Source organism: Nostoc sp. LEGE 06077, from assembly GCF_015207705.1.
GTDB lineage: Bacteria > Cyanobacteriota > Cyanobacteriia > Cyanobacteriales > Nostocaceae > Nostoc_B.
On sequence record NZ_JADEWI010000005.1, the window covers coordinates 19361 to 41145 of the forward strand.

At 40.6% G+C, this 21785-nt stretch carries 22 protein-coding genes; 15 read left to right on the forward strand and 7 right to left on the reverse strand.

Features of this window, described 5'->3' with window-relative positions:
- Nucleotides 1–92 precede the first annotated feature (92 nt).
- The gene (locus tag IQ244_RS04920) at nt 93–440 is read right to left on the reverse strand and encodes a histidine triad nucleotide-binding protein (RefSeq protein ID WP_193890396.1); all 348 of its coding nucleotides are present in this window, start codon (nt 438–440) and stop codon (nt 93–95) included.
- Between the two features lie 76 nt (nt 441–516).
- Between IQ244_RS04920 and IQ244_RS04925 the strand changes: the two genes are divergently transcribed.
- The 5 genes from IQ244_RS04925 to IQ244_RS04945 all read left to right on the forward strand — a co-directional run bounded on the left by IQ244_RS04925 (nt 517) and on the right by IQ244_RS04945 (nt 5818).
- The gene (locus IQ244_RS04925; RefSeq protein ID WP_193890398.1) at nt 517–2046 is read left to right on the forward strand and encodes a YifB family Mg chelatase-like AAA ATPase; all 1530 of its coding nucleotides are present in this window, start codon (nt 517–519) and stop codon (nt 2044–2046) included.
- 170 nt (nt 2047–2216) lie between these two features.
- Entirely contained in the window at nt 2217–3131 is a 915-nt protein-coding gene (locus tag IQ244_RS04930; RefSeq protein WP_193890400.1) for a YihY/virulence factor BrkB family protein, read from the forward strand.
- 29 nt (nt 3132–3160) lie between these two features.
- Complete coding sequence (locus IQ244_RS04935) at nt 3161–3694, forward strand: DUF421 domain-containing protein (protein ID WP_193890402.1); 534 nt, start codon at nt 3161–3163, stop codon at nt 3692–3694.
- 155 nt (nt 3695–3849) lie between these two features.
- Nucleotides 3850–5145 carry an adenylosuccinate lyase gene (gene purB / locus IQ244_RS04940; RefSeq protein WP_193890404.1) on the forward strand — a complete coding sequence of 432 codons (1296 nt, stop codon included), beginning with the start codon at nt 3850–3852 and terminating at the stop codon, nt 5143–5145.
- A gap of 124 nt (nt 5146–5269) precedes the next feature.
- The gene (locus IQ244_RS04945) at nt 5270–5818 is read left to right on the forward strand and encodes a DUF4126 domain-containing protein (protein WP_193890407.1); all 549 of its coding nucleotides are present in this window, start codon (nt 5270–5272) and stop codon (nt 5816–5818) included.
- Between the two features lie 131 nt (nt 5819–5949).
- On the opposite strand, the gene IQ244_RS04950 is transcribed toward IQ244_RS04945, so the two are convergent.
- Nucleotides 5950–6417, reverse strand: coding sequence for a DUF2808 domain-containing protein (locus tag IQ244_RS04950; protein WP_193890409.1), 468 nt, complete (start codon nt 6415–6417; stop codon nt 5950–5952).
- A 513-nt stretch (nt 6418–6930) separates the two neighbouring features.
- Between IQ244_RS04950 and lgt the strand changes: the two genes are divergently transcribed.
- The 5 genes from lgt (at nt 6931) to rlmN (ending at nt 11339) form a co-directional block, all read left to right on the forward strand.
- Nucleotides 6931–7785, forward strand: coding sequence for a prolipoprotein diacylglyceryl transferase (lgt, locus tag IQ244_RS04955; protein WP_193890411.1), 855 nt, complete (start codon nt 6931–6933; stop codon nt 7783–7785).
- Nucleotides 7786–8019: 234 nt separating this feature from the next.
- Complete coding sequence (gene cobM, locus IQ244_RS04960) at nt 8020–8796, forward strand: precorrin-4 C(11)-methyltransferase (protein ID WP_193890413.1); 777 nt, start codon at nt 8020–8022, stop codon at nt 8794–8796.
- A gap of 95 nt (nt 8797–8891) precedes the next feature.
- A complete protein-coding gene (locus IQ244_RS04965; protein ID WP_193890415.1) occupies nt 8892–9245 on the forward strand; it encodes a phenylpyruvate tautomerase MIF-related protein in 354 nt (117 codons plus the stop codon).
- A 456-nt stretch (nt 9246–9701) separates the two neighbouring features.
- Complete coding sequence (locus tag IQ244_RS04970; protein WP_193890417.1) at nt 9702–10148, forward strand: hypothetical protein; 447 nt, start codon at nt 9702–9704, stop codon at nt 10146–10148.
- A 123-nt stretch (nt 10149–10271) separates the two neighbouring features.
- On the forward strand, nt 10272–11339 hold the full coding sequence (gene rlmN, locus IQ244_RS04975) for a 23S rRNA (adenine(2503)-C(2))-methyltransferase RlmN (RefSeq protein ID WP_193890419.1): 1068 nt from the start codon (nt 10272–10274) through the stop codon (nt 11337–11339).
- 25 nt (nt 11340–11364) lie between these two features.
- Here the strand turns inward: rlmN and IQ244_RS32360 are convergent, their stop codons facing one another.
- Complete coding sequence (locus tag IQ244_RS32360; RefSeq protein ID WP_228058741.1) at nt 11365–11562, reverse strand: replication restart DNA helicase PriA; 198 nt, start codon at nt 11560–11562, stop codon at nt 11365–11367.
- A gap of 1156 nt (nt 11563–12718) precedes the next feature.
- On the opposite strand from IQ244_RS32360, the gene IQ244_RS04980 reads away from it, so the two are divergent.
- The gene (locus tag IQ244_RS04980) at nt 12719–13147 is read left to right on the forward strand and encodes a response regulator (RefSeq protein WP_193890421.1); all 429 of its coding nucleotides are present in this window, start codon (nt 12719–12721) and stop codon (nt 13145–13147) included.
- Nucleotides 13148–13164: 17 nt separating this feature from the next.
- Here IQ244_RS04980 and IQ244_RS04985 read toward each other — a convergent pair whose 3' ends face one another.
- A complete protein-coding gene (locus IQ244_RS04985; RefSeq protein WP_193890423.1) occupies nt 13165–14055 on the reverse strand; it encodes a cation diffusion facilitator family transporter in 891 nt (296 codons plus the stop codon).
- A gap of 372 nt (nt 14056–14427) precedes the next feature.
- Here IQ244_RS04985 and IQ244_RS04990 point away from each other — a divergent pair, with 372 nt between their 5' ends.
- On the forward strand, nt 14428–14781 hold the full coding sequence (locus IQ244_RS04990) for a hypothetical protein (RefSeq protein ID WP_193890425.1): 354 nt from the start codon (nt 14428–14430) through the stop codon (nt 14779–14781).
- A 243-nt stretch (nt 14782–15024) separates the two neighbouring features.
- On the opposite strand, the gene IQ244_RS04995 is transcribed toward IQ244_RS04990, so the two are convergent.
- Nucleotides 15025–16023 carry an RNA polymerase sigma factor, RpoD/SigA family gene (locus tag IQ244_RS04995; RefSeq protein WP_193890427.1) on the reverse strand — a complete coding sequence of 333 codons (999 nt, stop codon included), beginning with the start codon at nt 16021–16023 and terminating at the stop codon, nt 15025–15027.
- A gap of 295 nt (nt 16024–16318) precedes the next feature.
- On the opposite strand from IQ244_RS04995, the gene IQ244_RS05000 reads away from it, so the two are divergent.
- The 3 genes from IQ244_RS05000 (at nt 16319) to IQ244_RS05010 (ending at nt 20043) form a co-directional block, all read left to right on the forward strand.
- Entirely contained in the window at nt 16319–18163 is a 1845-nt protein-coding gene (locus IQ244_RS05000; RefSeq protein ID WP_193890429.1) for a tetratricopeptide repeat protein, read from the forward strand.
- Between the two features lie 305 nt (nt 18164–18468).
- Nucleotides 18469–18702, forward strand: a complete 234-nt coding sequence (locus IQ244_RS05005; protein WP_193890431.1) for a hypothetical protein — start codon at nt 18469–18471, stop codon at nt 18700–18702.
- A gap of 195 nt (nt 18703–18897) precedes the next feature.
- On the forward strand, nt 18898–20043 hold the full coding sequence (locus tag IQ244_RS05010) for a serine/threonine-protein kinase (RefSeq protein WP_193890433.1): 1146 nt from the start codon (nt 18898–18900) through the stop codon (nt 20041–20043).
- On the opposite strand, the gene IQ244_RS05015 is transcribed toward IQ244_RS05010, so the two are convergent.
- Both IQ244_RS05015 and IQ244_RS05020 read right to left on the reverse strand, forming a co-directional pair.
- Complete coding sequence (locus IQ244_RS05015; protein WP_193890435.1) at nt 20044–21246, reverse strand: cysteine desulfurase family protein; 1203 nt, start codon at nt 21244–21246, stop codon at nt 20044–20046. It abuts the gene before it with no gap.
- A gap of 95 nt (nt 21247–21341) precedes the next feature.
- Nucleotides 21342–21725 (reverse strand): hypothetical protein, encoded by a 384-nt coding sequence (locus tag IQ244_RS05020; RefSeq protein ID WP_193890437.1) that lies wholly within the window; start codon nt 21723–21725, stop codon nt 21342–21344.
- Nucleotides 21726–21785: the final 60 nt, after the last annotated feature.

The following is a 21785-nucleotide window of genomic DNA, read 5'->3' on the forward strand; positions in this document are numbered from 1 at the left end:
TTCAGGCAAAAAGATTGTCTGGGGAGACTGGGTGTAAGAGTTTTGCTCATTGTCATACCCTCACACCCAGATGTTTCTTGAGGATTCAGGCATTAACCAGGAGGCCAAGCCAGCGATCGCCCTCCTAAAATATGCAGATGTAAATGGAAGACAGTTTGACCACCATCAGCATCAGTATTGATGACAACGCGATAACCATTGGTTAAACCAGCTTCTGCGGCTACACGCTTGGCTGTTAATAACAGATGTCCTAACAAGGCTGCATCTTCAGTTTCCGCCTCAGCTAATTTAGCTATGGGTTTTTTGGGAATTACAAGGATATGAACTGGCGCTTGGGGATTCACATCTGTAAACGCTAAGGCTAAATCATCCTCATAGACGATATTAGCCGGAATCTCCCGACGAATAATCTTGCTAAAAATTGTGTCTTGATTAGTCATAGGTCATTTGTTATTTGTCATTTGCCAATTGTCAATAATAAGACGGACGGATGACTAATGACTAAGGAATAAAATAATGCTGGCGAGAGTCTGGAGTGCATCAATTGTTGGCATCGATGCGGTAAAGGTGGGGGTAGAAGTCGATGTATCAGGGGGATTACCAGGAATTATTGTCTTGGGGCTTCCAGATAGTGCAGTTCAGGAATCGAAAGAAAGGGTGAAGGCTACTTTAAAAAATGCTGGTTTTGCCTTTCCTATGCGGAAAATTGTGATTAACTTGACTCCCGCAGATTTACGCAAAGAAGGCCCTTGTTTTGATTTGCCGATTAGTGTGGGTATTTTAGCGGCTTCTGAGCAAATTCATGCTGATTTATTGGGAGATTATCTATTCTTGGGTGAGGTTTCCCTAGATGGTAGCTTAAGGCCTGTGGCTGGGGTTCTACCCATCGCCGCGACTGCCCAAAAAATGGGAATTACGGGTTTAGTTGTACCTGCTGACAATGCCCAAGAAGCGGCTGTGGTTAAAGGATTGGCTGTTTATGGTTGTCAAAGTATATCGGAAGTAGTTGATTTATTAAATAATCCTGGACGTTACCAACCTGTAAAAATAAATGATGTAGTCGAGACAGTACAAGTATCTTATCCTAATGCAGATTTGCACGATGTTAAAGGACAAGCTCATGGGCGACGTGCTTTAGAAATTGCAGCAGCAGGCGGACATAATTTGGTATTTGTCGGGCCTCCCGGAAGCGGGAAAACGATGTTAGCTAGACGCTTGTCGGGGATTTTACCACCGCTGGAATTTTCCGAGGCTTTGGAAGTGACGCGGATTCATTCTGTTGCTGGCTTATTAAAAAATCGCGGTTCCTTAGTGCGCGATCGCCCTTTTCGCAGTCCTCACCATTCCGCATCCGGCCCTTCTTTGGTTGGTGGTGGTAGTTTTCCCCGTCCAGGAGAAATCTCGTTATCTCACAGAGGTATACTTTTTCTCGATGAACTCACGGAATTTAAGCGGGATGTTTTAGAATTTCTGCGTCAGCCTTTAGAAGATGGTTATGTCACCATTTCCCGCACTAGACAATCTGTGGTTTTTCCCGCGCAGTTTACTTTAGTGGCGAGTACCAATCCCTGTCCTTGTGGTTACTACGGCGATACCATTCAACAGTGTACCTGTTCGCCCAGACAACGAGAACAATATTGGGCAAAACTATCTGGGCCGTTGATGGACAGAATTGATTTGCAAGTGGCAGTGAATCGCCTCAAACCAGAGGAAATTACCCAACAACCGATGGGGGAATCATCAAAATCTGTACGGGAAAGAGTTCAACAAGCACGAGATCGCAGTATTCACCGTTTCCAATCAGAAACAAGTCTGCGGTGCAATGCTCAAATGCAAAGCCGACATCTGCAACAATGGTGCAAGCTAGATGATGCTAGTCGTTCTTTATTAGAAGCCGCCATCAATAAATTAGGTTTATCAGCGAGGGCAAGTGATCGCATTCTTAAAGTTGCTCGGACTATTGCAGATTTAGCCGGAGATGATGATTTGCAAGCTTATCATGTCGCCGAAGCTATTCAGTATCGCACCATCGATAGAATGTTGTAAAAAAAAAACTATTGAAAATACTGAGTGCTGAGTGCCTACTCAGCACTTTGCTATAAATTCTGTCTTCAGAAAGCTGCACAAACCCCTTTAGGAAGATGTCGCTATTTATAAAATCAGTATCAAATATATCAAGGAAGAAAGCGATATCCTCCAACAAGGAGACTAAGTAAATGAATTTTCAGGCAATTGTGGGGCTGTTTCAAGAAACTTTTCAAGAATGGAGTGAAGATAAAGCTTCGCGTTTAGCCGCAGCATTAGCTTATTACACGATTTTTTCCATCGCACCGTTGTTAATTATTGTCATTGCGATCGCTGGTGCCGTATTTGGCGAAGAGGCGGCTAGAGGTGAAATTGTGCGGCAAATTCAAGGTTTAGTCGGTAGAGATGGAGCCGAGTTTATCGAAATCGCTATCCGCAACGCCAGCCAACCAAAAACCGGGGCGATCGCTTCCATTATTAGTATTTTACTCTTACTTTTGGGTGCTACAGGCTTATTTACTGAACTTCAAGACGCTCTAAATACAATTTGGGAAGTTCAACCCAAACCCGGAAGGGCGATGAAAAATGTTGTGCGTCAGCGTGCGTTATCCTTTGCGATGATTTTGGGGATTGGTTTTTTACTCTTAGTCACATTGGTAATTAGTACAGCTTTGACAGCAATAGTGGGATATTTTAGCAACTTACTCCCAGGTGTGGATATTATTTGGCGCATCATGAACTTTTTACTTTCTTTTACAATTAGCACACTACTATTTGGGCTAATTTTCAAAGTTTTACCAGATGTCAAAATTACCTGGAACGATGTGTTAATTGGTGCTGTCATCACTTCACTGTTGTTTTCTTTGGGGCGCTATTTATTAGGTCAATATCTTGGTAATAGTAGTTTTGGCTCAACTTATGGTGCAGCTGGTTCACTAGTAGTCATTCTTGCTTGGGTTTATTATGCCGCCCAAATTCTGTTTTTTGGCGCAGAGTTTACGCAAGTTTATGCCCGAAGATATGGTAGCGGTATTCGACCAACCCGCAATGCCATACCGATGAATAATAATGGTCAATCGAAACGCATCAAAAGCGATCGCCGATAAATATTCTCTCAAAACTTAAAGACCCAAAAATGGACAAATGGTTTTATATTGATTGGCCGGCAATTTTTGTACCAAGTATCAGCATTTTTGAATTAATTATTCGGGGTTCGCTGGTTTATCTGGCGTTGTTCTCAGTCTTACGCTTTCTTCCTAGCCGACAGATAGGCACCTTGGGAATCACAGATTTACTAGTAGTTGTATTATTTGCTGAAGCAGCCCAAAATGCAATGGCCAGTCACTATACATCAATTACTGAAGGTGGAACTCTTGTAGGCACAGTGATTTTTTGGAGTTACTTTCTCAACTGGTTAGGTTATAAATTGCCAAAGTTTCAGCGTTTTCTCAATCCTCCACCTCTGCTATTAGTGAAAAATGGGCAAATGATTGACCGACATCTCAAAAAAGCACTGATTACAGAAGATGAGTTGATGAGTAAGTTACGTCAGCAAGGAGTCGAATTTGTCGCTGAGGTTAAGTTAGCTTATATGGAATCTGATGGCAGTATCAGTATCATCACCTCAGACACAGCTACTCTTTCTCCATCTCAACAAAAAGTACTATGAAGAGTGCTGAGTGCTGAGTGCTGAGATAAAAAAGACCATCTAAGTTCTATTTAGAAGACAACCCTGTTCCCTATCCCCTGCAACCTATTCCCTTCTTCTTGTATATCTAGGCTAATTAAACTGTAAAATATGACAGTTGTATTCTGCCGCGAACGTTGATTGAGCGTTATACCTTGCCCGAAATGGGCAACCTGTGGACTGAATTTTATAAATTCCAAACCTGGCTTCAGGTAGAGATTGCAGCTTGTGAAGCCCAAGCTGAACTGGGTTACATTCCCTCTGGTGCAGTTGCGGAAATCAAAGCTAAGGCTAATTTTGAGCCTAAGCGGATTCTCGAAATTGAAGCGGAAGTCCGTCATGATGTCATCGCTTTCTTGACAAATGTCAATGAATATGTTGGTGAAGCGGGACGTTATATTCACTTAGGCTTAACCAGTTCTGATGTATTGGATACCGCTTTAGCACTGCAAATGGTTGCCAGCTTGGATGTAATATCCCAAAGACTGGCAGATTTGATTGAGGCAATTCGCCACAAGGCACGGGAACATAAAAATACAGTGATGATTGGGCGATCGCATGGTATCCACGCCGAACCCATCACCTTTGGTTTTAAGTTAGCTGGTTGGTTGGCGGAAGTATTGCGTCATCAAGAACGGCTGAAAATTCTCCGCGAAACCATTGCTGTAGGCAAGATTTCCGGTGCAGTGGGAACTTATGCCAACATTGAACCCCGTGTAGAAGCGATCGCCTGTGAAAAACTCGGACTCAAACCCGATACAGCTTCCACACAAGTAATTTCCCGCGATCGTCACGCCGATTACGTACAGCAATTGGCATTATTGGCAGCATCCATTGAACGTTTTGCCGTGGAAATTCGCAATCTGCAAAAAACCGACGTTTTGGAAGTTGAAGAATTCTTCGCCAAAGGCCAAAAGGGTTCCAGTGCAATGCCCCACAAACGCAATCCCATCCGTTCTGAAAGATTAACGGGGATGGCGCGTTTAGTCAGAAGTCATGCAGGTGCAACTTTAGAAAACGTGGCTTTGTGGCATGAACGGGACATTTCCCATAGTTCTGTAGAACGGGTTGTGTTACCAGATGCTTGTATTACGACGCACTTTATGTTGGTAGAAATCACCGACCTAGTGCAGAATTTACTGGTGTACCCTGAGAACATGGCGCGAAATCTCAACTGCTATGGCGGTGTAGTCTTCAGCCAAAGAGTACTACTCACCTTAGTAGAAAAGGGTTTTAGCCGGGAAGAAGCTTATGCGATCGTGCAACAAAGCGCCCACGCTGCTTGGAATAAACCAGAAGGAAATTTTCACGATTTAATTAGTCAAGATCCGCGAGTTAGCGAAAAACTCTCGCCAGCAGAAATTGAAAAGTGTTTTGATCCGCAACACCATCTCCAGCATTTGGATGAAGTTTACAAGCGGTTGGATATTTAGTATATTTCCCCCCTTTCGGGGGGATTTTCGGAAAAATCAATCGTTAAATCATTTCTCTTTCTGCTGGAATTATTGTTAGGTGTGGGTAGTATAAGTAACAAATACTTATTTAGCACTTGCCCTAATGGTTGAAATATTTGCCGTGCTTTCTGCTTCTGCGGCAGCAGGGTTAAGAATAGGCCTACCGCTATTGATGATCGGACTGTTGCAGGGCAGCAACTTATGGTCGCAGACTCCGATTTTATCTCATATTTCCCCAAAAATTTTGTTATGCTTACTCACCAGTTGGTCATTATTAGAATTTTTTGGTAGCAAAAAATTACTGGGACAGAGATTAATACAAATAGTTGAGTTATTTTTATCCCCCCTTGTGGGGGCAATAATGAGTTTAGCTGTGACTGAAGCGACAGCCACACCTGATTGGTTGATTGCCTTAACCGGTGGATTATTAGCTTTAGTATTACAACTTGTGCAAGTTGGTTGGTTTTATCGCTTGCGTGGCTTACCTTTGTGGGCAACTTTTCTTCAAGATACTCTCTGCGTTGCTTTAGTGTTATTTGCCTTTGGTGCGCCGTGGCAAGGAGGGATAATTGCCTTAATATTGCTGTGGTTTGCAGTGCGTAGTGCTAAACAATGGTACGACTGGCGTTATCAAAAGACCAGTATTTATTAATCTGAACTATAAGTAGGGTGGGCATTTTCAGGAAAAATCTTCATCAATCGAGAATAGATTAGTTAATGCCCACCTTATCATGCAAAGATCATGCAAAGTTTCTACTTTTTAATTACCCTTTTACCCAAAAATCAATATACCTGAACTTGGGCTAAACCATAGGGAACTTCTCTGGATAAACCGATATGTCCGCCAGAAATGTCATAGTAAACAAAGCTTCTATTAGGAAAAGCATTGGCAAAGTCAATATTCCTAAAAGCAATATTGAGATTAGTGCCTGGAGGTATGGGTTGAGAGAAGTTAATTCTAATTCTGCGGTCATCTTCTCTGGCGATACTAGCATCAACGCGCCGACCAGATTGATCGGTTACGTCGATATTGTCACTCACTTTAATAGCGTCTGAAGGTCTAACTATCAGGTAAGAAAGCGGTTGCATTCCTGTGTAGACATTAATTGTGTGAATATTATCATACCCACTTGTACTGCTAATTCGCGGAGCAGAGCTATTATAAGATATATCTTGTCGTTGGGCTTGAGCTGGAAGACAAGTCGCAGCGATCGCTAAACTCACACTAGACAATAAAATTAATTTTTTCATTACCAACCTCCAAATAATTCAATACAACAGCGAACAGAAAATTCATACTCAACTTGCAGTTAAGTATCTTTTGTTTTTCCGTAATAATTAATTAGATTTACCCAGCAGAGAACAAATAAATCTTGTCTAATTAATTTCTAGATTAAAAATATTCAAGTGAAATTCCATCTTACTCAGGTGATATTACTCTTCTCATTCCTAGGTTTGAACTGTCAGCCACAGCATCAAGCAATAAAATCACAGGAAAATCCAATTCAAATAATCCGCCCAGAAGATGCTAAAAGGGATTTTTATTTATAGTCATTTTCGCCTGGAGATACAAGAGAAAATAATTAACCGCAGATGGACACAGATAAATTTGTACCTTTAAACTTAGTTCGAGGTAGGATATTTATTCAGTTTGAGTCTCTACAAACAAAACCTGCTCTAATGGTGTATAGACACAACTCCCCTACCAGTTATGGAGTTGTCAGCTGCTCAAGCTAAACACTGTAGTTATCTAGGTAGTTTTGCATGGTACTGGATATCTCTTCTTTGCCTTTGGCATTTCAATTTACTTCTCCAGGCCCGATTTTGGTGAAAATCGGCCCATTAACTATTCGCTGGTATGGCTTATTGATTGCTACGGCGGTGTTAGTGGGTGTCAGCCTGTCTCAGTACTTGGCAAAGCGCCGTAATGTTAATCCAGAGTTGCTGAGTGATTTGTCAATTTGGCTGGTAATTGGGGCAATTCCCGCAGCACGACTATATTATGTTTTGTTTGAATGGGCAGAATATGCCAAGCGTCCAGATAAGATTATCGCTATTTGGGAAGGTGGTATTGCGATTCATGGTGCCATTATTGGTGGAACTTTAGCCGCCTTAATTTTTGCCAGACTCAAGCGGGTTTCTTTTTGGCAATTAGCAGATTTAGTTGCACCTTCCCTGATTTTAGGACAGGCGATCGGGCGATGGGGTAATTTTTTTAATTCAGAAGCTTTTGGTAGTCCGACTAATTTACCTTGGAAGTTATATATTCCCCCAGAACGCCGCCCTTCAGGATTAGTAAATTTTGAATACTTTCATCCCACCTTTTTGTATGAATCGTTGTGGGATTTAATGGTATTTACCTTGCTATTAAATTTATTTTTACGGAGTGTATCTGGCAAACTACGCCTAAAAGCAGGCACTTTAATTATGGTTTACCTGACAGCCTACAGCACAGGTCGCTTTTGGATTGAAGGTTTACGCACTGATAGTTTAATGTTAGGGCCGCTGAGAATAGCCCAAGTTGTAAGTTTAACAGGCATTCTCGCCGGATTAGCTGGGTTAGCTTGGCTATATTATCGTAAACGCCCATTACCTGATGTGGTTGCTTCGAGTGATTAGGAAGAAAAAGTCTGAAGTCTGAAATTTCGTTTTTTAGCTTTCTACTATTTGACTAATGACCAAAAATAAAAAATGCCCCAGATTTGATTCTAGGGCTTAACCAGGGTGCATCTACCATTCCACTCTTCTATCGTTAGAGGGTTAATCCGGAAGGATACTGAGAAAATGCCAAAAAGTTTTTTTGAGATTTTTTTAATTACGGGTAAATACGTAGAAATAATATAAGTTTTTTGTATGGAAACTCAGCTAAATTCTCTAAAACCAGCAGTTTATATTGTGGGGGCTGGGCCGGGAGACCCTGATTTATTAACTGTTAAGGCGCAAAAACTCCTTTCTACGGCAGATGTAATTTTATTTGCTGATGCTTTAATTCCCGAACAAATCTTAAATATCTGCCGACAGGATGCGGAAATTATTCCAACTGCGGCTAAGACTTTAGAAGAGATTGTAGCCTTGATGGTGGAACTGGTGCGATCGCAACAAAAATCTCTGGTTCGGCTTCATTCTGGCGACCCTAGTCTTTACAGTGCTGTTCACGAACAAATGCAACTGCTGGCTGAAGCTGACATTCCCTTTGAAGTAGTTCCAGGAATCAGTGCCTTTCAAGCAGCCGCAGCCAAACTCAAGGTAGAATTAACAGTCCCCGGTTTAGTTCAAACTATCATCCTCACCCGGATCAGCGGACGTACCGAAGTCCCCGCCACAGAAGAATTAGCCAGTCTCGCCGCCCATCAAGCTAGTTTATGCTTATACCTGAGTGCGCGTCACATCGAAAATGCCCAAGCTAAATTATTAGAACATTACCCAGATGAAACCCCAGTGGCAATTTGTTTTCGCATAGGCTGGCCTGATGAAAAAATTCGGGTTGTTCCTCTCACGCAAATGGCGGAATGCACCCAGCAAGAAAATCTCATTCGCACCACACTTTATATAATCAGTCCGGCACTGAAAGCAGCAAACGAGCGATCGCACTTATATAATCCTGAATATCATCATTTATTTCGTGCTTAACCATTTATCAGTTTCCCTATCTCCGCGTTCTCTGCGCCTCTGCGGTTAGATAAACTTAACAGTGTAAATAAAGTCAGAAAGTCTAATTCAGTACTATGCCATTAATTAAAGTACAAACTTCTGTAACTGCGCCTGCAAAACCTGAAGTTGAGACGATGCTGAAGAGTTTGTCAGGGAAATTAGCCAAACATTTAGGTAAACCAGAATCTTATGTGATGACGGCATTTGAAGCGGATATCCCTATGACTTTTGCGGGAACTACAGACCCGGTTTGTTACATCGAAATTAAAAGTGTTGGGATGATGAAGCCTAACCAAACTGAAGCAATGAGTCAAGATTTTTGTCGGCAGATTAATCAAGCTTTAGGTGTACCACAAAATCGGATTTACATAGAATTTGCGGATGCTACAGGTGCAATGTGGGGCTGGAATAGCACAACATTTGGTTAGTCTCTAGAAAAATTTACCTAACTGTATTTAAATAGGGATGTGATATTACAGACAACCACGGGAATACTACTCAATAATGTATCTCCTGTGGTGTCTCTAATTACGAATAGTTTTATCAAAACAGAATTCAATTCTGAATAGGACTTACACACGAGTTACGGAATAACGAACCACAGAGACGCAGAGGACACAGAGGAATGAGAATTTGAGAGGTTTTTTGCGTAAGTCCTACTGAATTCTGTGCGACTGGCGAATAGGCGAGTCCGCAAGCGTCTGAATAAGCGGGCTTAATACCTCAAATAATTGATTATAACGGATGTATTCTTCTTCAAGGGTTCATCCAATCCTTATGAAATTACGAAGACTTTATCTGAATTTAAGGGTTTTTTCTCTAAAAAATCCGAAAAACTCTAAGTTAAATTTGAAGCTGATAGTAATCAAACTGTAGGACTGATTATGAACAGCTTTTATCAGATACAAAATAAATCTTTGTCACTAATTTTAGCTGCAACCTCACTATTAGCTGGAATTGTCGGTATCTCTTCTTCTGCGAGTGCTGCACAATTGGAATCTGCACCAGTTTCAGCAGTCAATAATCAGATAATTGCTAAAACCTCTGTTTGTCCTCGCTATGCAGGCGGTGGACGGTTAGAAGCTTATTTTGAAACTAGTAATTTTTATATTCATATTTGTAGCAAAAATGGAAACCTTTTTTACACAGGGATTTCTAAGTCTACAGGTAAAGGTATCCGTGCGCTCCGCGCTTACTCTGAAGAAGGTACAGGATATGTAGCTACGAATAACAATTATGAATATGTAGTTAATGGTGCAGGCCTGGAGATTCTCAAAAATGGTAGGGTTATCCAAACAGACCGAGTAATTAAGTATGTAAGTGGATATTAAAGTTATAGCTGTAGGCAAGGTAGTTAGGACACCAGTGTCACCTGTCCCCTGCGATAAATATGCAATTTTTTGGTGTAACAGCTTAGGATAGAGATCCAAGTCTCAACTCGTAAGTCTCTTTCTATGTCTGCTACGCCATCTATTTCTCAAGTTGACTCATCCACCCCCAAAACATTAGAAATTCCTCCCCTACTCGGTGCTTCGGTTAGCGAGTTAACTGCTTGGGTACAGCAGCAGGGACAACCAGCCTACCGAGGTAAACAGTTACATGATTGGATTTATCATCAGCAAGTGCGATCGCTTGCTGATATTTCTGTGTTTCCCAAACAATGGCGTTCAGAAATTGCAGATATCCCCATTGGACGTTCTACCATCCACCTCCGCAAAGTTGCCCCAGATGGTACAGTCAAGTATCTGCTGCAATTAGCCGATGGGCAAATTATCGAAACTGTGGGGATTCCGTCCGATAGGCGATTAACTGTATGTGTCTCTACCCAGGTGGGTTGTCCAATGGCTTGCGATTTCTGCGCTACTGGGAAAGGTGGCTATAAACGCAACTTAGCCCGTCATGAAATCATTGATCAGGTGTTAACTGTACAAGAGGACTTTGAGGAACGAGTTAGCAATGTGGTGTTCATGGGATTGGGTGAGCCATTGCTGAATGTTGATAATGTCTTAGGCGCAATTACATCGTTAAATCAAGATATCGGTATTGGACAGCGGATGCTAACTGTTTCTACAGTCGGAATTCGCGATCGCATTCGTCAGTTTGCTGAACATAATTTACAAGTTACCCTAGCGGTAAGTCTCCACGCCCCTAACCAAGCACTCCGCGAAAAACTTATCCCCAGCGCCCGCTTTTATCCTCTGGAAGATTTACTGGCTGAATGTCGGGAATATGTAGCCATTACAGGCCGCCGTGTAACTTTTGAATATGTCTTGCTGGCTGGTGTCAACGATTTACCCGAACACGCCTTGGAACTAGCAAAGTGTCTGCGAGGATTCCAAAGTCATGTCAACTTGATTCCCTATAACCCAATTCAAGAAGTTGACTATCAACGCCCTAGCCGCGATCGCATTCAAGCTTTTGTCAACGTTCTCCAACAACAACACACTGCTGTTAGCGTTCGCTACTCTCGTGGTTTAGAAGCTGATGCAGCTTGTGGACAATTGAGAATGACTCAAAAGTAACCTGAAGTTTGAAATTACTAAATTTTTACTCAACACTCAGCACTTTTTTACTTAGTTGAATTCCAGGGGCGTAAGCTTCAATTACTTTGCCAGTACGTGTGCAACTAATCATCAAGTAATCACAACTTGAGCATTGTGTCCGCGTTATTTCGCTATCTAAAATATAATAACGCTCTGCTTTACTACCACAATTTGGGCAGTAAATACTTTGTACTGTCTGCATTTTTAAACCCCTGGATGTAACTATTTTTTCAGTTGCTAGACTGTTAGTTAAAACTTCAATCTTATGTTTAACTAACGTAACAAACCGCCCTAAATTTGGCTGGTAATCTTAAGAAAAATTTTAGCTAATAAACTTTTGCAATGCCTTTATTTATTATCTTAATCTGTAGGTGCGTTTACCATCTCACTTTAGATATATAAATTCACTTTTAAGGAATTTCCACTTAGAAATGAGATGATCCCTATGGATAAAACTTTGAGAGAGCTTTATTTTAAGTCATTTCAAAATTTATTACGAAGTTATTTATGTATTCAAAAGTCATTTACAAAGTATTACTGTATATTTAGTAACAAAATCTCAATTTTAAACTTTGCTTAATCTTTGGGAATACGCTAGGTCTAGCAGTCATATTTGATATTTGAAAAAACTCAGTACAGTTTCTATTCCCTGTTCCCTATTCCCTACCTTCACGAGTAAGTTCAGAAATCAAATCAGATTGCTATATATAGGACTCATATTTGATTTTAGAAAAAAACTCAGTATAGTTTCTGTTCCCTGTTCCCTACCTTCACGAGTAAGTTCAGAAATCAAATCAAGGGAGACACGGAGGAGAGATTTTTTTAATCAAATCTGACTGCTAAGGATGATAAACTCCCGAAGTTTGCAATTCTTGCACTGTTTACTGATCGAGAAATTGATCCTCTCGTGGAGTTACATTATCCCAACGCAGATTTCCAGGGGTTAATTCTTTACGGGTGTAACCCAACATTTCTCAAAAGCATCATTGGCTTTATCGATACAACCGCTAAAATCCCCGAAATAAATTACCTAATTTAGATTAAAAGCGCTGTCTATCTTCAGAAATACGACTTGAGTTAGAGAATTATCATTTTTGATCAAATGTTCTATTAAACAGAATATTGATTAGAGTATTATTTATTTTGTTGGCATATAAATATTCACAAAAATTAATTGAGGCAGTAGTTAAAAATGCCAGTAAGTAAAAAATAGTAAATTGCAATCGCACTGAATGAACTGAGATTTTTTCTGTAAAATCTCCTCTGCTCACAGTAAAATTGTCAATAGGATGATCGCTAAGGAAAAATAAGAATTTCACTTGAAAAAATCAACATTTTTCAAAGTTAACGGGGATTTTATGGAACCTCCTCTACCTCTTACTGGCTTAAATATCTTGGTAGTTGATGATGATGATGATAGCCGTTTTTACGTCACTACCGTCTTAGAAACAGATGGAGCCAATGTTGTCGCAGTAGCATCAGCCGCAGCTGCACTAGAAACGCTGATTAATCTACAGCCAGAAGTTTTGGTATGTGATATTGCGATGCCGGAGGAAGATGGTTATACACTCATCCGCAAAGTGCGATCGCTCAAACCAGATCAAGGAGGACGAACCCCAGCAATTGCTTTAACCGCCTACGGTGATAATGAGGATCGTGTCCGCGCCTTAGAAGCAGGTTTTCAAACTCATGTTGCTAAACCAGTTGACCCAAATGAACTAGTAGAAATCGTCGCAAATTCCGTTGCTAACTCTAAAAATTACAGTAGGGAACAGAGAACAGGGTGAGTCAAAAATGACCACCATTAATTAAAACTTATTTGCTCAGATTTATATTCTGGTGGCTCAACGTGAATGAGAATTCTCACTGGATGAAAGCGTTCTTCCAAGCGTCTTTCAACATTTTCTGTAACGTGGTGTGCTGTTTGGACATCTGGCGCATCTACAATTAAGTGCATTTCAATGAAAACTTGCCTACCTAAAACACCTCTAGAAGCAATATCATGACAGTTCAGCACTCCTGGTACAGAAGTGGCTATTTCATGGATTGCTTCTGGTGCGATCGCCATTTGATCCACCAGCCAAGGTAAATTAGCTTGTAACACTGACCAGCCACTCCAAAACACCAACAAAGCTACAGGAAACGCCAACACAATATCTAGCCATTGATAACCGAGCCAAACCCCAATCAAGCCACCAATTACCGAAATTGTTACCCAAATATCGCTCATAGTATGCATAGCATCAGCGATTAAAATCGGACTACCTACCCGGCGACCCTCGTTTCGTTCGTAAAACGCTACAAAAACATTCACCCCCAACACTATTAGTAATAACCACAACTCAGGTGGTGAAATACGCACAGGCTCACCACCTTTGATAATGCGCTCAATTGCTCCTTGCAGAATTTCAAAGCAAGCTATACCTAAAAAAGCCGCAATTCCTAAAGCTCCCACCGCTTCAAATTTTTGGTGTCCGTAAGGATGTTCGCGGTCAGGATGGGGTGAAGAAAACTTACTAGCAAATAATCCTAAAACGTTATTTGCACTGTCAGTCACACTATGCAAAGCATCAGCTAACAAGCTTAAAGAACCAGTCCAATAACCCACAACTGCTTTTAATCCCATCACGAACAAATTCAGCAGTAGGGTAATAATTAAAACTTTGCGTACAGTTCTCCGATTATCGTAAGTCATAGATATTTTTTAACAGTAAGTTCTATGACTTCTAAGTGTAAAACTTAAAACCTTAATTAGGTAAAACGAATTTCTGCTTAGTTATAATTATTCTCTATATAGACTCAAGAATTCTGGAGAAGCTGTTGAGATTAATTGTAATTAATGTCAGCTACAAGCTTGTTATCTATGAATAATGAAAATTATATCAGCCGTTAGTTTTATCATTAATTGATGAAAAAATATCATTAATTTTATTTTTAAATGAATTCTCTAGTCAGTTCCCATCAGCGAGCAGGGGAACAATCAGTAAAAGCGCAAAGTAGCTTTATCTCAGTCAAGACCAACTATTCCGGTAACATTAGGTAAGTATCAAACATTTAATCAAAGCTCATGTCTTCAACTCCTTTGACATTAAACTTAGTTGAAGGTTCTGTCTCCTTCAGTTTTTCACCCCAAGCCGCACTAGAATTAAAAGTGGCAATTGACCAGTTAATGCAGCGGCTGAAAACTATCGCAGCTAAACCAGCAGGTGGTGGTGGTAAAGTCACTCCCCAGCCTCCCTTGGAATACCGTCATACTGGCGAAGTATTTTTAGAAATTTTCTGTAATCCGAATATCTGGCCTACTCCCTTTGCCGCCAAAGTTTTGTTGACGGTACGTGATGTCACCATCCGCTTAACGACCGAAACCGAATTAACTCGGCTCATCGAAGATATTAACCAATATTTAGAACAAGTGGGTTAAGGAGGGAGAGGGAGGGGGACGAAGGCAGGAGGCAGGTGTATATTTTTTACGTTCTACCCGAAAAACACTGATTTGGGGTGTAGGGGTGTGGGGGTGATGTAACTCTGATTAAATCGTGATTTTTAGAGTCATTACTCATTTCAAGACAGAGGGAAGAATTATTTTCTAAAACCTCCCGCCTCCTGCCTCCTGCCCTCTGCCTTTCTTTGTTAGGAATTACGATAGTTATTCAATCCATTAATATTAACTAGCTAAATAGCCGCGTATTTTATCTTTATGTCGCCGTAGGGTCATTAAAGCTTGCAGTTCTAATTGTCGCACTCGTTCTCGACTAATACCCATACGTTGACCAATTTCCGATAAAGAGAGTGTATTGTAGTCTGTCAAACCTAATCTTAATGTTAATATTTCCCGTTGTTGGATAGTTAATTTTGATAATAAATCTTGAATACTTTGTTGGAGAAAACTTTGGTCAGCGTAGGATTCAGGCGAAAGTCCTTCATCTTCCAGCATATTATATAATTCTGTATCGTTTTCTGGGCCAACTCGTAGTTCTAAAGATAAAGGCTGCCGTGCTAACAGTAAATAATCTCGAATTTCTTTAGGGTCTAAAGATAGTTCTTCAGCGATTTCGCCCGTTGAAGGTGTATGACCTAATTTTTGCGCTAATTCGCGTTGGGTTCGCTTGATTTTGTTGAGTTTTTCTGTAAGATGAATAGGCAAACGGATAGTCCGTCCTTGTTCGGCGATCGCTCTTGTAATTGCCTGACGAATCCACCAATAAGCATAGGTAGAAAATTTGTATCCTCTAGTAGGATCAAATTTCTCCACGCCTCTTTCTAAACCTAAGCTTCCTTCTTGAATTAAGTCAAGAAAATCTAAATTACGTTTTTGATATTTCTTGGCAATAGAAACTACCAGTCGTAAATTTCCTCTAATCATTGTTTCCTTGGCTTGATATCCCTGCTGTAGTTGTTGCACTAATTCTGCTTCACTAAGCTTGGCAGATTCAGCCCATTCGGCTTGTGTTGGTTGACGCTGTAATTGAATAAATAATTTTTCTTTGACCGTCAGTAAACTCATCAGTTGTTGAACTTGCTGGCCAAAATGTATTTCTTGCTCATGATTTAATAAGGGGATACGTCCAATTTCATGTAGATAGCTACGTACCAAATCAGTATTAGATAAAGATTGGCGATTTTGCTCGCTGACGCTGATAGATTGATGTGATGGATATTTCATTTTTCTTTAATCTTAAGAAAGGTTTCTTGATTTAGAAGAAAATGGCTGGCATTCCTAATATCAAACGTTAAGTGTTCGCCAAAATTTATTCCAGCGGTGACTAGATACGTTTATCTATTTCAGAATTAACTTTTCTTAAGGTAAGAGCTTGATGTGACAGGAATTTGTCAAAGATTTGAATAAGTCATGTCTATCTAGAGGGAGCATCCACTTTTGCCCAAAGTCAGTTTAGGTAGTTCACTTTCTCTCCTAAATATTAGAATGGGAATTAATGTAAAGTTATCCAATAGCCAAAGTGCCAGACTCCCTGCCATTGCGCGATCGCTATCTCGCTTTAATTGACGAAATTGTCCAACTCACCCTCCAGGGCAAAATTAGCTCTGTAGAAATGGTGTACCAAATGTTGCAAAAAGGGATCACATCTGGTACAGGGGAAATATTTGAGTTAGCGTTGAGCGATCGCTTGAGTATTATCCAAAGTCAGGTGGACAGCGAAAAGGATGAACTCAAACAAGCCAAGGCTAACCGTAGTCTCAGAGCAATTAAAACGATTCAAAATCAATGGCAACGCTACTGGGAACAGAATAAAGCCATAGAAGCGATCGCCTTGGCAGTCAGAGAAATTACTACAGCCGCAGCCGATGAACGCCTGGCTACATTCTTGCGTTTCACTGACCCCAATCAAAAGCAACCACTCAATTCATCACAATTACAACAGTTAGCCAAAGGTTTGCAACAATTTGCCCAATTAGATGCTGATATCGCCCAAATATCCCAAGGCATTATTCGTGGTTTAGCTAGTTGGCAAAGACTCCAAGACCACTTGATTAGTTGGATGTACGAGCAAAATCGAGAATTGGGATTTGGCGGCGTACCTGGAGAAAACGGCCCTTGGGCAACTTGGGCAAAAAAAGTTAACAGCGAGTTCCCCCAAGCATTATTTCGCAGTTTAGCGTTAGAACAATCTGCCATTGAATTTGCTGAACAGCAACGCAGTCTTACCTTGAGTGACTGGGTAGAAATGGCGTTGATATTGCAGTATTTGCAACGCGGGTTAGTGAGTTGGTTTGACCAACAACCATATAATGTGCAGGCAGGTTCAAAATTATCGATTTCGACCTTTTTGACCTTTGCCGTGATTTGGAGTCAGTTGGCGAGTGGTTTTGGCAACACCGAGGCTGTCTATGGTGATGGCGGTTCCCAAGTTATGCTGCAAATTCTGCGAAACTTTGCCCAGCGGTCATATTTTCCCCTTTATGGTGGGATATTTGCTTCCTTTTCGGGGAGTTATTTACGCAACGCCTTAGATTATTTGGATGAACCATTACGCCAAGTTGGGGGAACCCAAGAAAAAGCCAGAATTTTGACATTATTAGGTTATTCTCAACGGGCTTTAGGACAATATCAGCGTTCGGTTAATTTTCACCAGCAAGCATTAGAAATATCCAGAAATGCCGGCGATCGCCCCTGTGAAATTGCCAATCTCAACCACCTCAGCCGGACTTACGTCCAAGAACAAGATTATGGAGAGGCGATTAATTATAGCCAACGGGCATTAATCTTGAGTCGACAAGCAGGCGATCGCACAGGTGAAGCCAACGCCCTAGTCAATCTGGGTTACAGCGAAGTAATGCAGGCGCAACAACTAGAACAAATTGAACCAGAAACCTATGAAATGCCAATTAATTATTTAGAACAAGGTTTAAAGTTATTAGATAAATTAGGCGATATCCAAAGTAAAGCCTTGTGTTTGAGTAGTTTAGGTATTGCCTATCTCGTGATTGGTGAAGCGCCAGCTGCAATTAAATATTTAGAAGGTGGTTTTAAAACAGCACAAACCTGCGGAGACTTATATCTCCAAGGACGAAATTTAGCACATTTAGCAGAAGCTTATTATCAACTCCAAAATGCCGAACAAGCCATTTACACTGGTGGGTTAGGAATGTATCTTTTAGAGCAAATTGCCTCAACTGAATGGAAACAACCCGCAGGGTTACTGACTATTTTACAAGGGCAAATCGGCAAAGAAGCCTTCCAAAATATGCTACAACAGCACCGTTCTAAAATAATGGCGATTATCGGTGTGGATGGCTATGATCACATACCAGAACTATTAAAAACATATCAGCAAGATATGTAATAAGTAGCTCTCATGAACTGGGTATACCAGAAAACACGAAAAAGAGACTTACATTGGGCTTTGTGGCAAACTTTGGCGCTAATACTGGATAAATATTCAGTATGGAGTTTTACTTATGGGGCTGCAAAATTTTGAGAATGAGGCAAGACACTAAAGCCTATTTGGTTTATTCTGATAGAAAAGTGAATAATGACGTTTTTCTTAGCAAGTTTGCGGTATTAATTTACACAAATCAATTTTATCCCTAAGATGATGAAGCGTAGGCACAGCCCGCCGCAGGCATCACCTAGTCCCGAAATCAAACTATGAAGTATCACATTTGCGACTTGGAAGCGACTCCAGAATGGCTGACAATTGATTCCATTGATTACATTGCCGAATGTTTAGAGGCTTGTGAATCTCTAGAAATGCTGGCTGACCTACGGGAGATTTTCCCTAGGGCGGCGCTACGCTCGGCCAGCATTCAGGTAAGAGAGGCGCAACGTCAAAGGCTGGTTAGTTGGTTGCAGGTGTTGAATAAAGAGGAGAAAGCTGCATAGATTGCAGTTAGATAGCAGATTCCTATCATATTAGATATAACTTCTCTCGTATCAAAAAGATATACCTCACTAAAATGAGAAATGCTATATTAAATTGCTATGTAAAAGAATCAAAATTACATTTAGCAAATATCAACCCTCTTCTGCCAAAGACCAGGGACAATAAAGATAAGTATCCCTCAGTCCGCAATATGCATGAGCTACTGCCTTAATCCTCGTTGCCCCAAGCCAGAAAATCCGACTGATGTTAAGTTCTGCACGACTTGTGGTTCTAAACTGCTTCTAAAAGAACGTTACCGCGCCATTAGGCCGATAGGACAAGGTGGTTTTGGTAGAACTTTTTTGGCTGTAGATGAAGATAAACCCTCAAAACCACGTTGTGTAATTAAGCAATTTTATCCTCAAGCTCAAGGCACAAATACAGTCAAAAAAGCTGTGGAATTATTCAACCAAGAAGCAGTGCAGTTGGATGAATTGGGTAAACATCCACAAATTCCCGAACTTTTGGCATACTTCACTCAAGATGATCGGCAGTATTTAGTGCAAGAATTTATTAATGGGCTAAATCTAGCGCAGGAATTAGCACAAAATGGGACTTTTAGTGAAAAGCAGATTTACCAATTGTTAAATGATTTATTATTAATATTAAAATTTTGTCATACAAGACAAGTTATCCACCGCGATATTAAACCAGAAAATATTATTTTACGAGAGAGCGATCGCAAACTAGTTGTAGTAGATTTTGGTGCGGCTAAATCTGCAACTGGCGCAGCCTTAAATCAAACTGGTACTAGTATTGGTAGTCCAGAATATGTTGCACCAGAACAAATTAGAGGTAGAGCAGTTTTTGCCAGTGATATTTATAGTTTGGGTGCTACTTGTATTAACTTATTAACTGGGCGATCGCCTTTCGATTCTTATAATACTAATAATGATACTTGGGTTTGGCAGCAATATTTAACTACGCCCCTTAGTCATCATTTAAGCCGCATTCTAAATAAGATGCTCGAAAGTATCCCCGCTAGACGCTACCAAACAGTAGATGAAGTTTTGCATGACTTAAATACACAGTCGCCAGTACTGAATCAGCCACAGATAACCGCAAAATCTCATGTCCAATCATCACCTACATTACCCCCTCAAGTTGTCAACAGCACACCTAGCCAAATCGATTTAGAACTAGAAGAATTAAAAACTCAATTTATGGGTGGGAAATCTCAAGCAAATCAAGTGCAGCCAACAAATCCAATTTCTCAACCTCAGCATAAAAGCGAAATAGATCAAGAGTTAGAAGAAATGAAAGCTAAATATTTAGGTAACAATAACTCACCAAATCCATGATTAATTGTGCTGAAGTTGATGAATTTCATTGATTTTATTTATAAGTATAAAATATGCCTTTTCAATTTCTTCTCTACTTGTAAATTTCCCAATGCCAATTCTTAACGCGCCTTCCATGATATTCTCTGAAAGCTTCATCGCTTGTAAAACATGAGATGGTGCAACTACGCCTGATGAACAAGCCGCACCTGTAGAAATAGCTAATTGGTGGCGGACTCTAGCAATTATGGCACTGTTGGGAATATGAGGAATGGAAATATGTAAGTTACCTGATAAACGGTTGTTTAAGTCTCCGTTCACAACTAAGTCAGGGATTGCTATTTGGAGTTGGTTTTGTAGCTGATCTCGTAAAAGTGCGATCGCCCTTTCATCCCTTTCCATCTCCAACCCCCTTAATCTGCAAGCTTCCCCCAAGCCAGCGATTCCGGGGACGTTGAGTGTACCTGATCTGAGTCCCTGTTCATGTCCACCGCCGTAAATCATCGGTGGAAGATGATGATTTTTCCTGATTACCAACGCACCAACGCCTTTGGGTGCGTAAAATTTATGTCCAGAAATAGCGAGATAGGTAATCCCCCAGTCTTGGAAGTTGAGGGGAATTTTCCCCACGGCTTGGGATGCGTCGCATAAAAAAGGGATATTGTGAGAAGAGGCGATCGCACCAATTTTTTGGATGGGGTAAATTGTCCCTACTTCATTGTTAGCAGCCATCACACAGAGTAAAGCCGCACCATCAGCGCATACTTTTTCTAGATGTACTAAATCAATCTGTGCTTGTTGATTGACTTTTAACCAAATAATTTCAATCAGTCCTTTTTTAGCTAAGGCTTTGCAGGTATCTAAAACGGCTTTGTGTTCAACTGGGGAAACAATGATTTTGGCGGGAGTATTTTGTTGAGTAATATGGCAATCGGGCGACTTGTGTTGAGCGAAGTCGAAACAAGTCGAGATTTGTCCTTGAATTACTAAATTAATGCTTTCCGTTGCACCGGAGGTAAAGATAATTTCCTTGGGTGAGGCGTTGATTAAGTCTGCTATTTGTTGACGTGCTTGTTTAACTGCTTTGGCTGCTGCGTCTCCATAACCATGATCTACACTACTCGCGTTACCAAAGGCGGTAGTCATATAATACATGACTTTCTCAGCTACTCTGGGGTCAACGGGAGTAGTTGAGTGGTAATCGAGGTAGATTATGTTGGTCATTTTTTAAACGCGGAGTAACGCAAAGGAAACGCAAAGTAACGCAGAGAATTATCATAACAACTCTCTCTGCGCCTCTGCGTGAGATTTAATCACTTTTACTGAAAGGTTAAATATTCTAAAATTAGTAATCTTAAATAATCTAACATTCTTAGGTATGATTTAATATTTTCGTATTCATAAGAGTTATGCAAATACAATTGGGAAATACTCGGAACGTCAAACACTCGTTTTTGTTTTAATTGTTCAATTGCTTGTTGTGGATTTTCTATATATCCTCTGGCTTTAATTTGACTGCCATAACCGCGAATGTCTGTAGTTAATAGCTCAATTTCTTCTAATAATGTAAATTCTGTTTCTGAGGCAGATAGTTGATGAGCGATCGCCTGTCTTTCTGATTTACTATTTTGGTAGTCAATCGTTAACTGAGCTAACAGTTGAATGATATGTCTTACAAGTTTTCGAGTTGGTTCGGACACCATGATTCTATTGTGCCTCAATTAATCGACTATTGTAGTTTATCGCGTTGCTACTCATTCTCT

What these genes read in the sequence shown, in the direction of transcription:
- IQ244_RS05015 (WP_193890435.1), bottom strand. Translation starts at nt 21,246, where the DNA reads ATGACCAACATAATCTACCTCGATTACCACTCAACTACTCCCGTTGAC.
- IQ244_RS04980 (WP_193890421.1), top strand. Translation starts at nt 12,719, where the DNA reads ATGGAACCTCCTCTACCTCTTACTGGCTTAAATATCTTGGTAGTTGAT.
- IQ244_RS04990 (WP_193890425.1), top strand. Translation starts at nt 14,428, where the DNA reads ATGTCTTCAACTCCTTTGACATTAAACTTAGTTGAAGGTTCTGTCTCC.
- IQ244_RS04965 (WP_193890415.1), top strand. Translation starts at nt 8,892, where the DNA reads ATGCCATTAATTAAAGTACAAACTTCTGTAACTGCGCCTGCAAAACCT.
- cobM (WP_193890413.1), top strand. Translation starts at nt 8,020, where the DNA reads ATGGAAACTCAGCTAAATTCTCTAAAACCAGCAGTTTATATTGTGGGG.
- IQ244_RS32360 (WP_228058741.1), bottom strand. Translation starts at nt 11,562, where the DNA reads ATGCAGACAGTACAAAGTATTTACTGCCCAAATTGTGGTAGTAAAGCA.
- IQ244_RS04995 (WP_193890427.1), bottom strand. Translation starts at nt 16,023, where the DNA reads ATGAAATATCCATCACATCAATCTATCAGCGTCAGCGAGCAAAATCGC.
- lgt (WP_193890411.1), top strand. Translation starts at nt 6,931, where the DNA reads ATGGTACTGGATATCTCTTCTTTGCCTTTGGCATTTCAATTTACTTCT.
- IQ244_RS04950 (WP_193890409.1), bottom strand. Translation starts at nt 6,417, where the DNA reads ATGAAAAAATTAATTTTATTGTCTAGTGTGAGTTTAGCGATCGCTGCG.
- IQ244_RS05020 (WP_193890437.1), bottom strand. Translation starts at nt 21,725, where the DNA reads ATGGTGTCCGAACCAACTCGAAAACTTGTAAGACATATCATTCAACTG.
- IQ244_RS04945 (WP_193890407.1), top strand. Translation starts at nt 5,270, where the DNA reads ATGGTTGAAATATTTGCCGTGCTTTCTGCTTCTGCGGCAGCAGGGTTA.
- IQ244_RS04935 (WP_193890402.1), top strand. Translation starts at nt 3,161, where the DNA reads ATGGACAAATGGTTTTATATTGATTGGCCGGCAATTTTTGTACCAAGT.
- IQ244_RS04970 (WP_193890417.1), top strand. Translation starts at nt 9,702, where the DNA reads ATGAACAGCTTTTATCAGATACAAAATAAATCTTTGTCACTAATTTTA.
- IQ244_RS04925 (WP_193890398.1), top strand. Translation starts at nt 517, where the DNA reads ATGCTGGCGAGAGTCTGGAGTGCATCAATTGTTGGCATCGATGCGGTA.
- IQ244_RS05010 (WP_193890433.1), top strand. Translation starts at nt 18,898, where the DNA reads ATGAGCTACTGCCTTAATCCTCGTTGCCCCAAGCCAGAAAATCCGACT.
- IQ244_RS05005 (WP_193890431.1), top strand. Translation starts at nt 18,469, where the DNA reads ATGAAGTATCACATTTGCGACTTGGAAGCGACTCCAGAATGGCTGACA.
- IQ244_RS04985 (WP_193890423.1), bottom strand. Translation starts at nt 14,055, where the DNA reads ATGACTTACGATAATCGGAGAACTGTACGCAAAGTTTTAATTATTACC.
- IQ244_RS04920 (WP_193890396.1), bottom strand. Translation starts at nt 440, where the DNA reads ATGACTAATCAAGACACAATTTTTAGCAAGATTATTCGTCGGGAGATT.
- rlmN (WP_193890419.1), top strand. Translation starts at nt 10,272, where the DNA reads ATGTCTGCTACGCCATCTATTTCTCAAGTTGACTCATCCACCCCCAAA.
- IQ244_RS04930 (WP_193890400.1), top strand. Translation starts at nt 2,217, where the DNA reads ATGAATTTTCAGGCAATTGTGGGGCTGTTTCAAGAAACTTTTCAAGAA.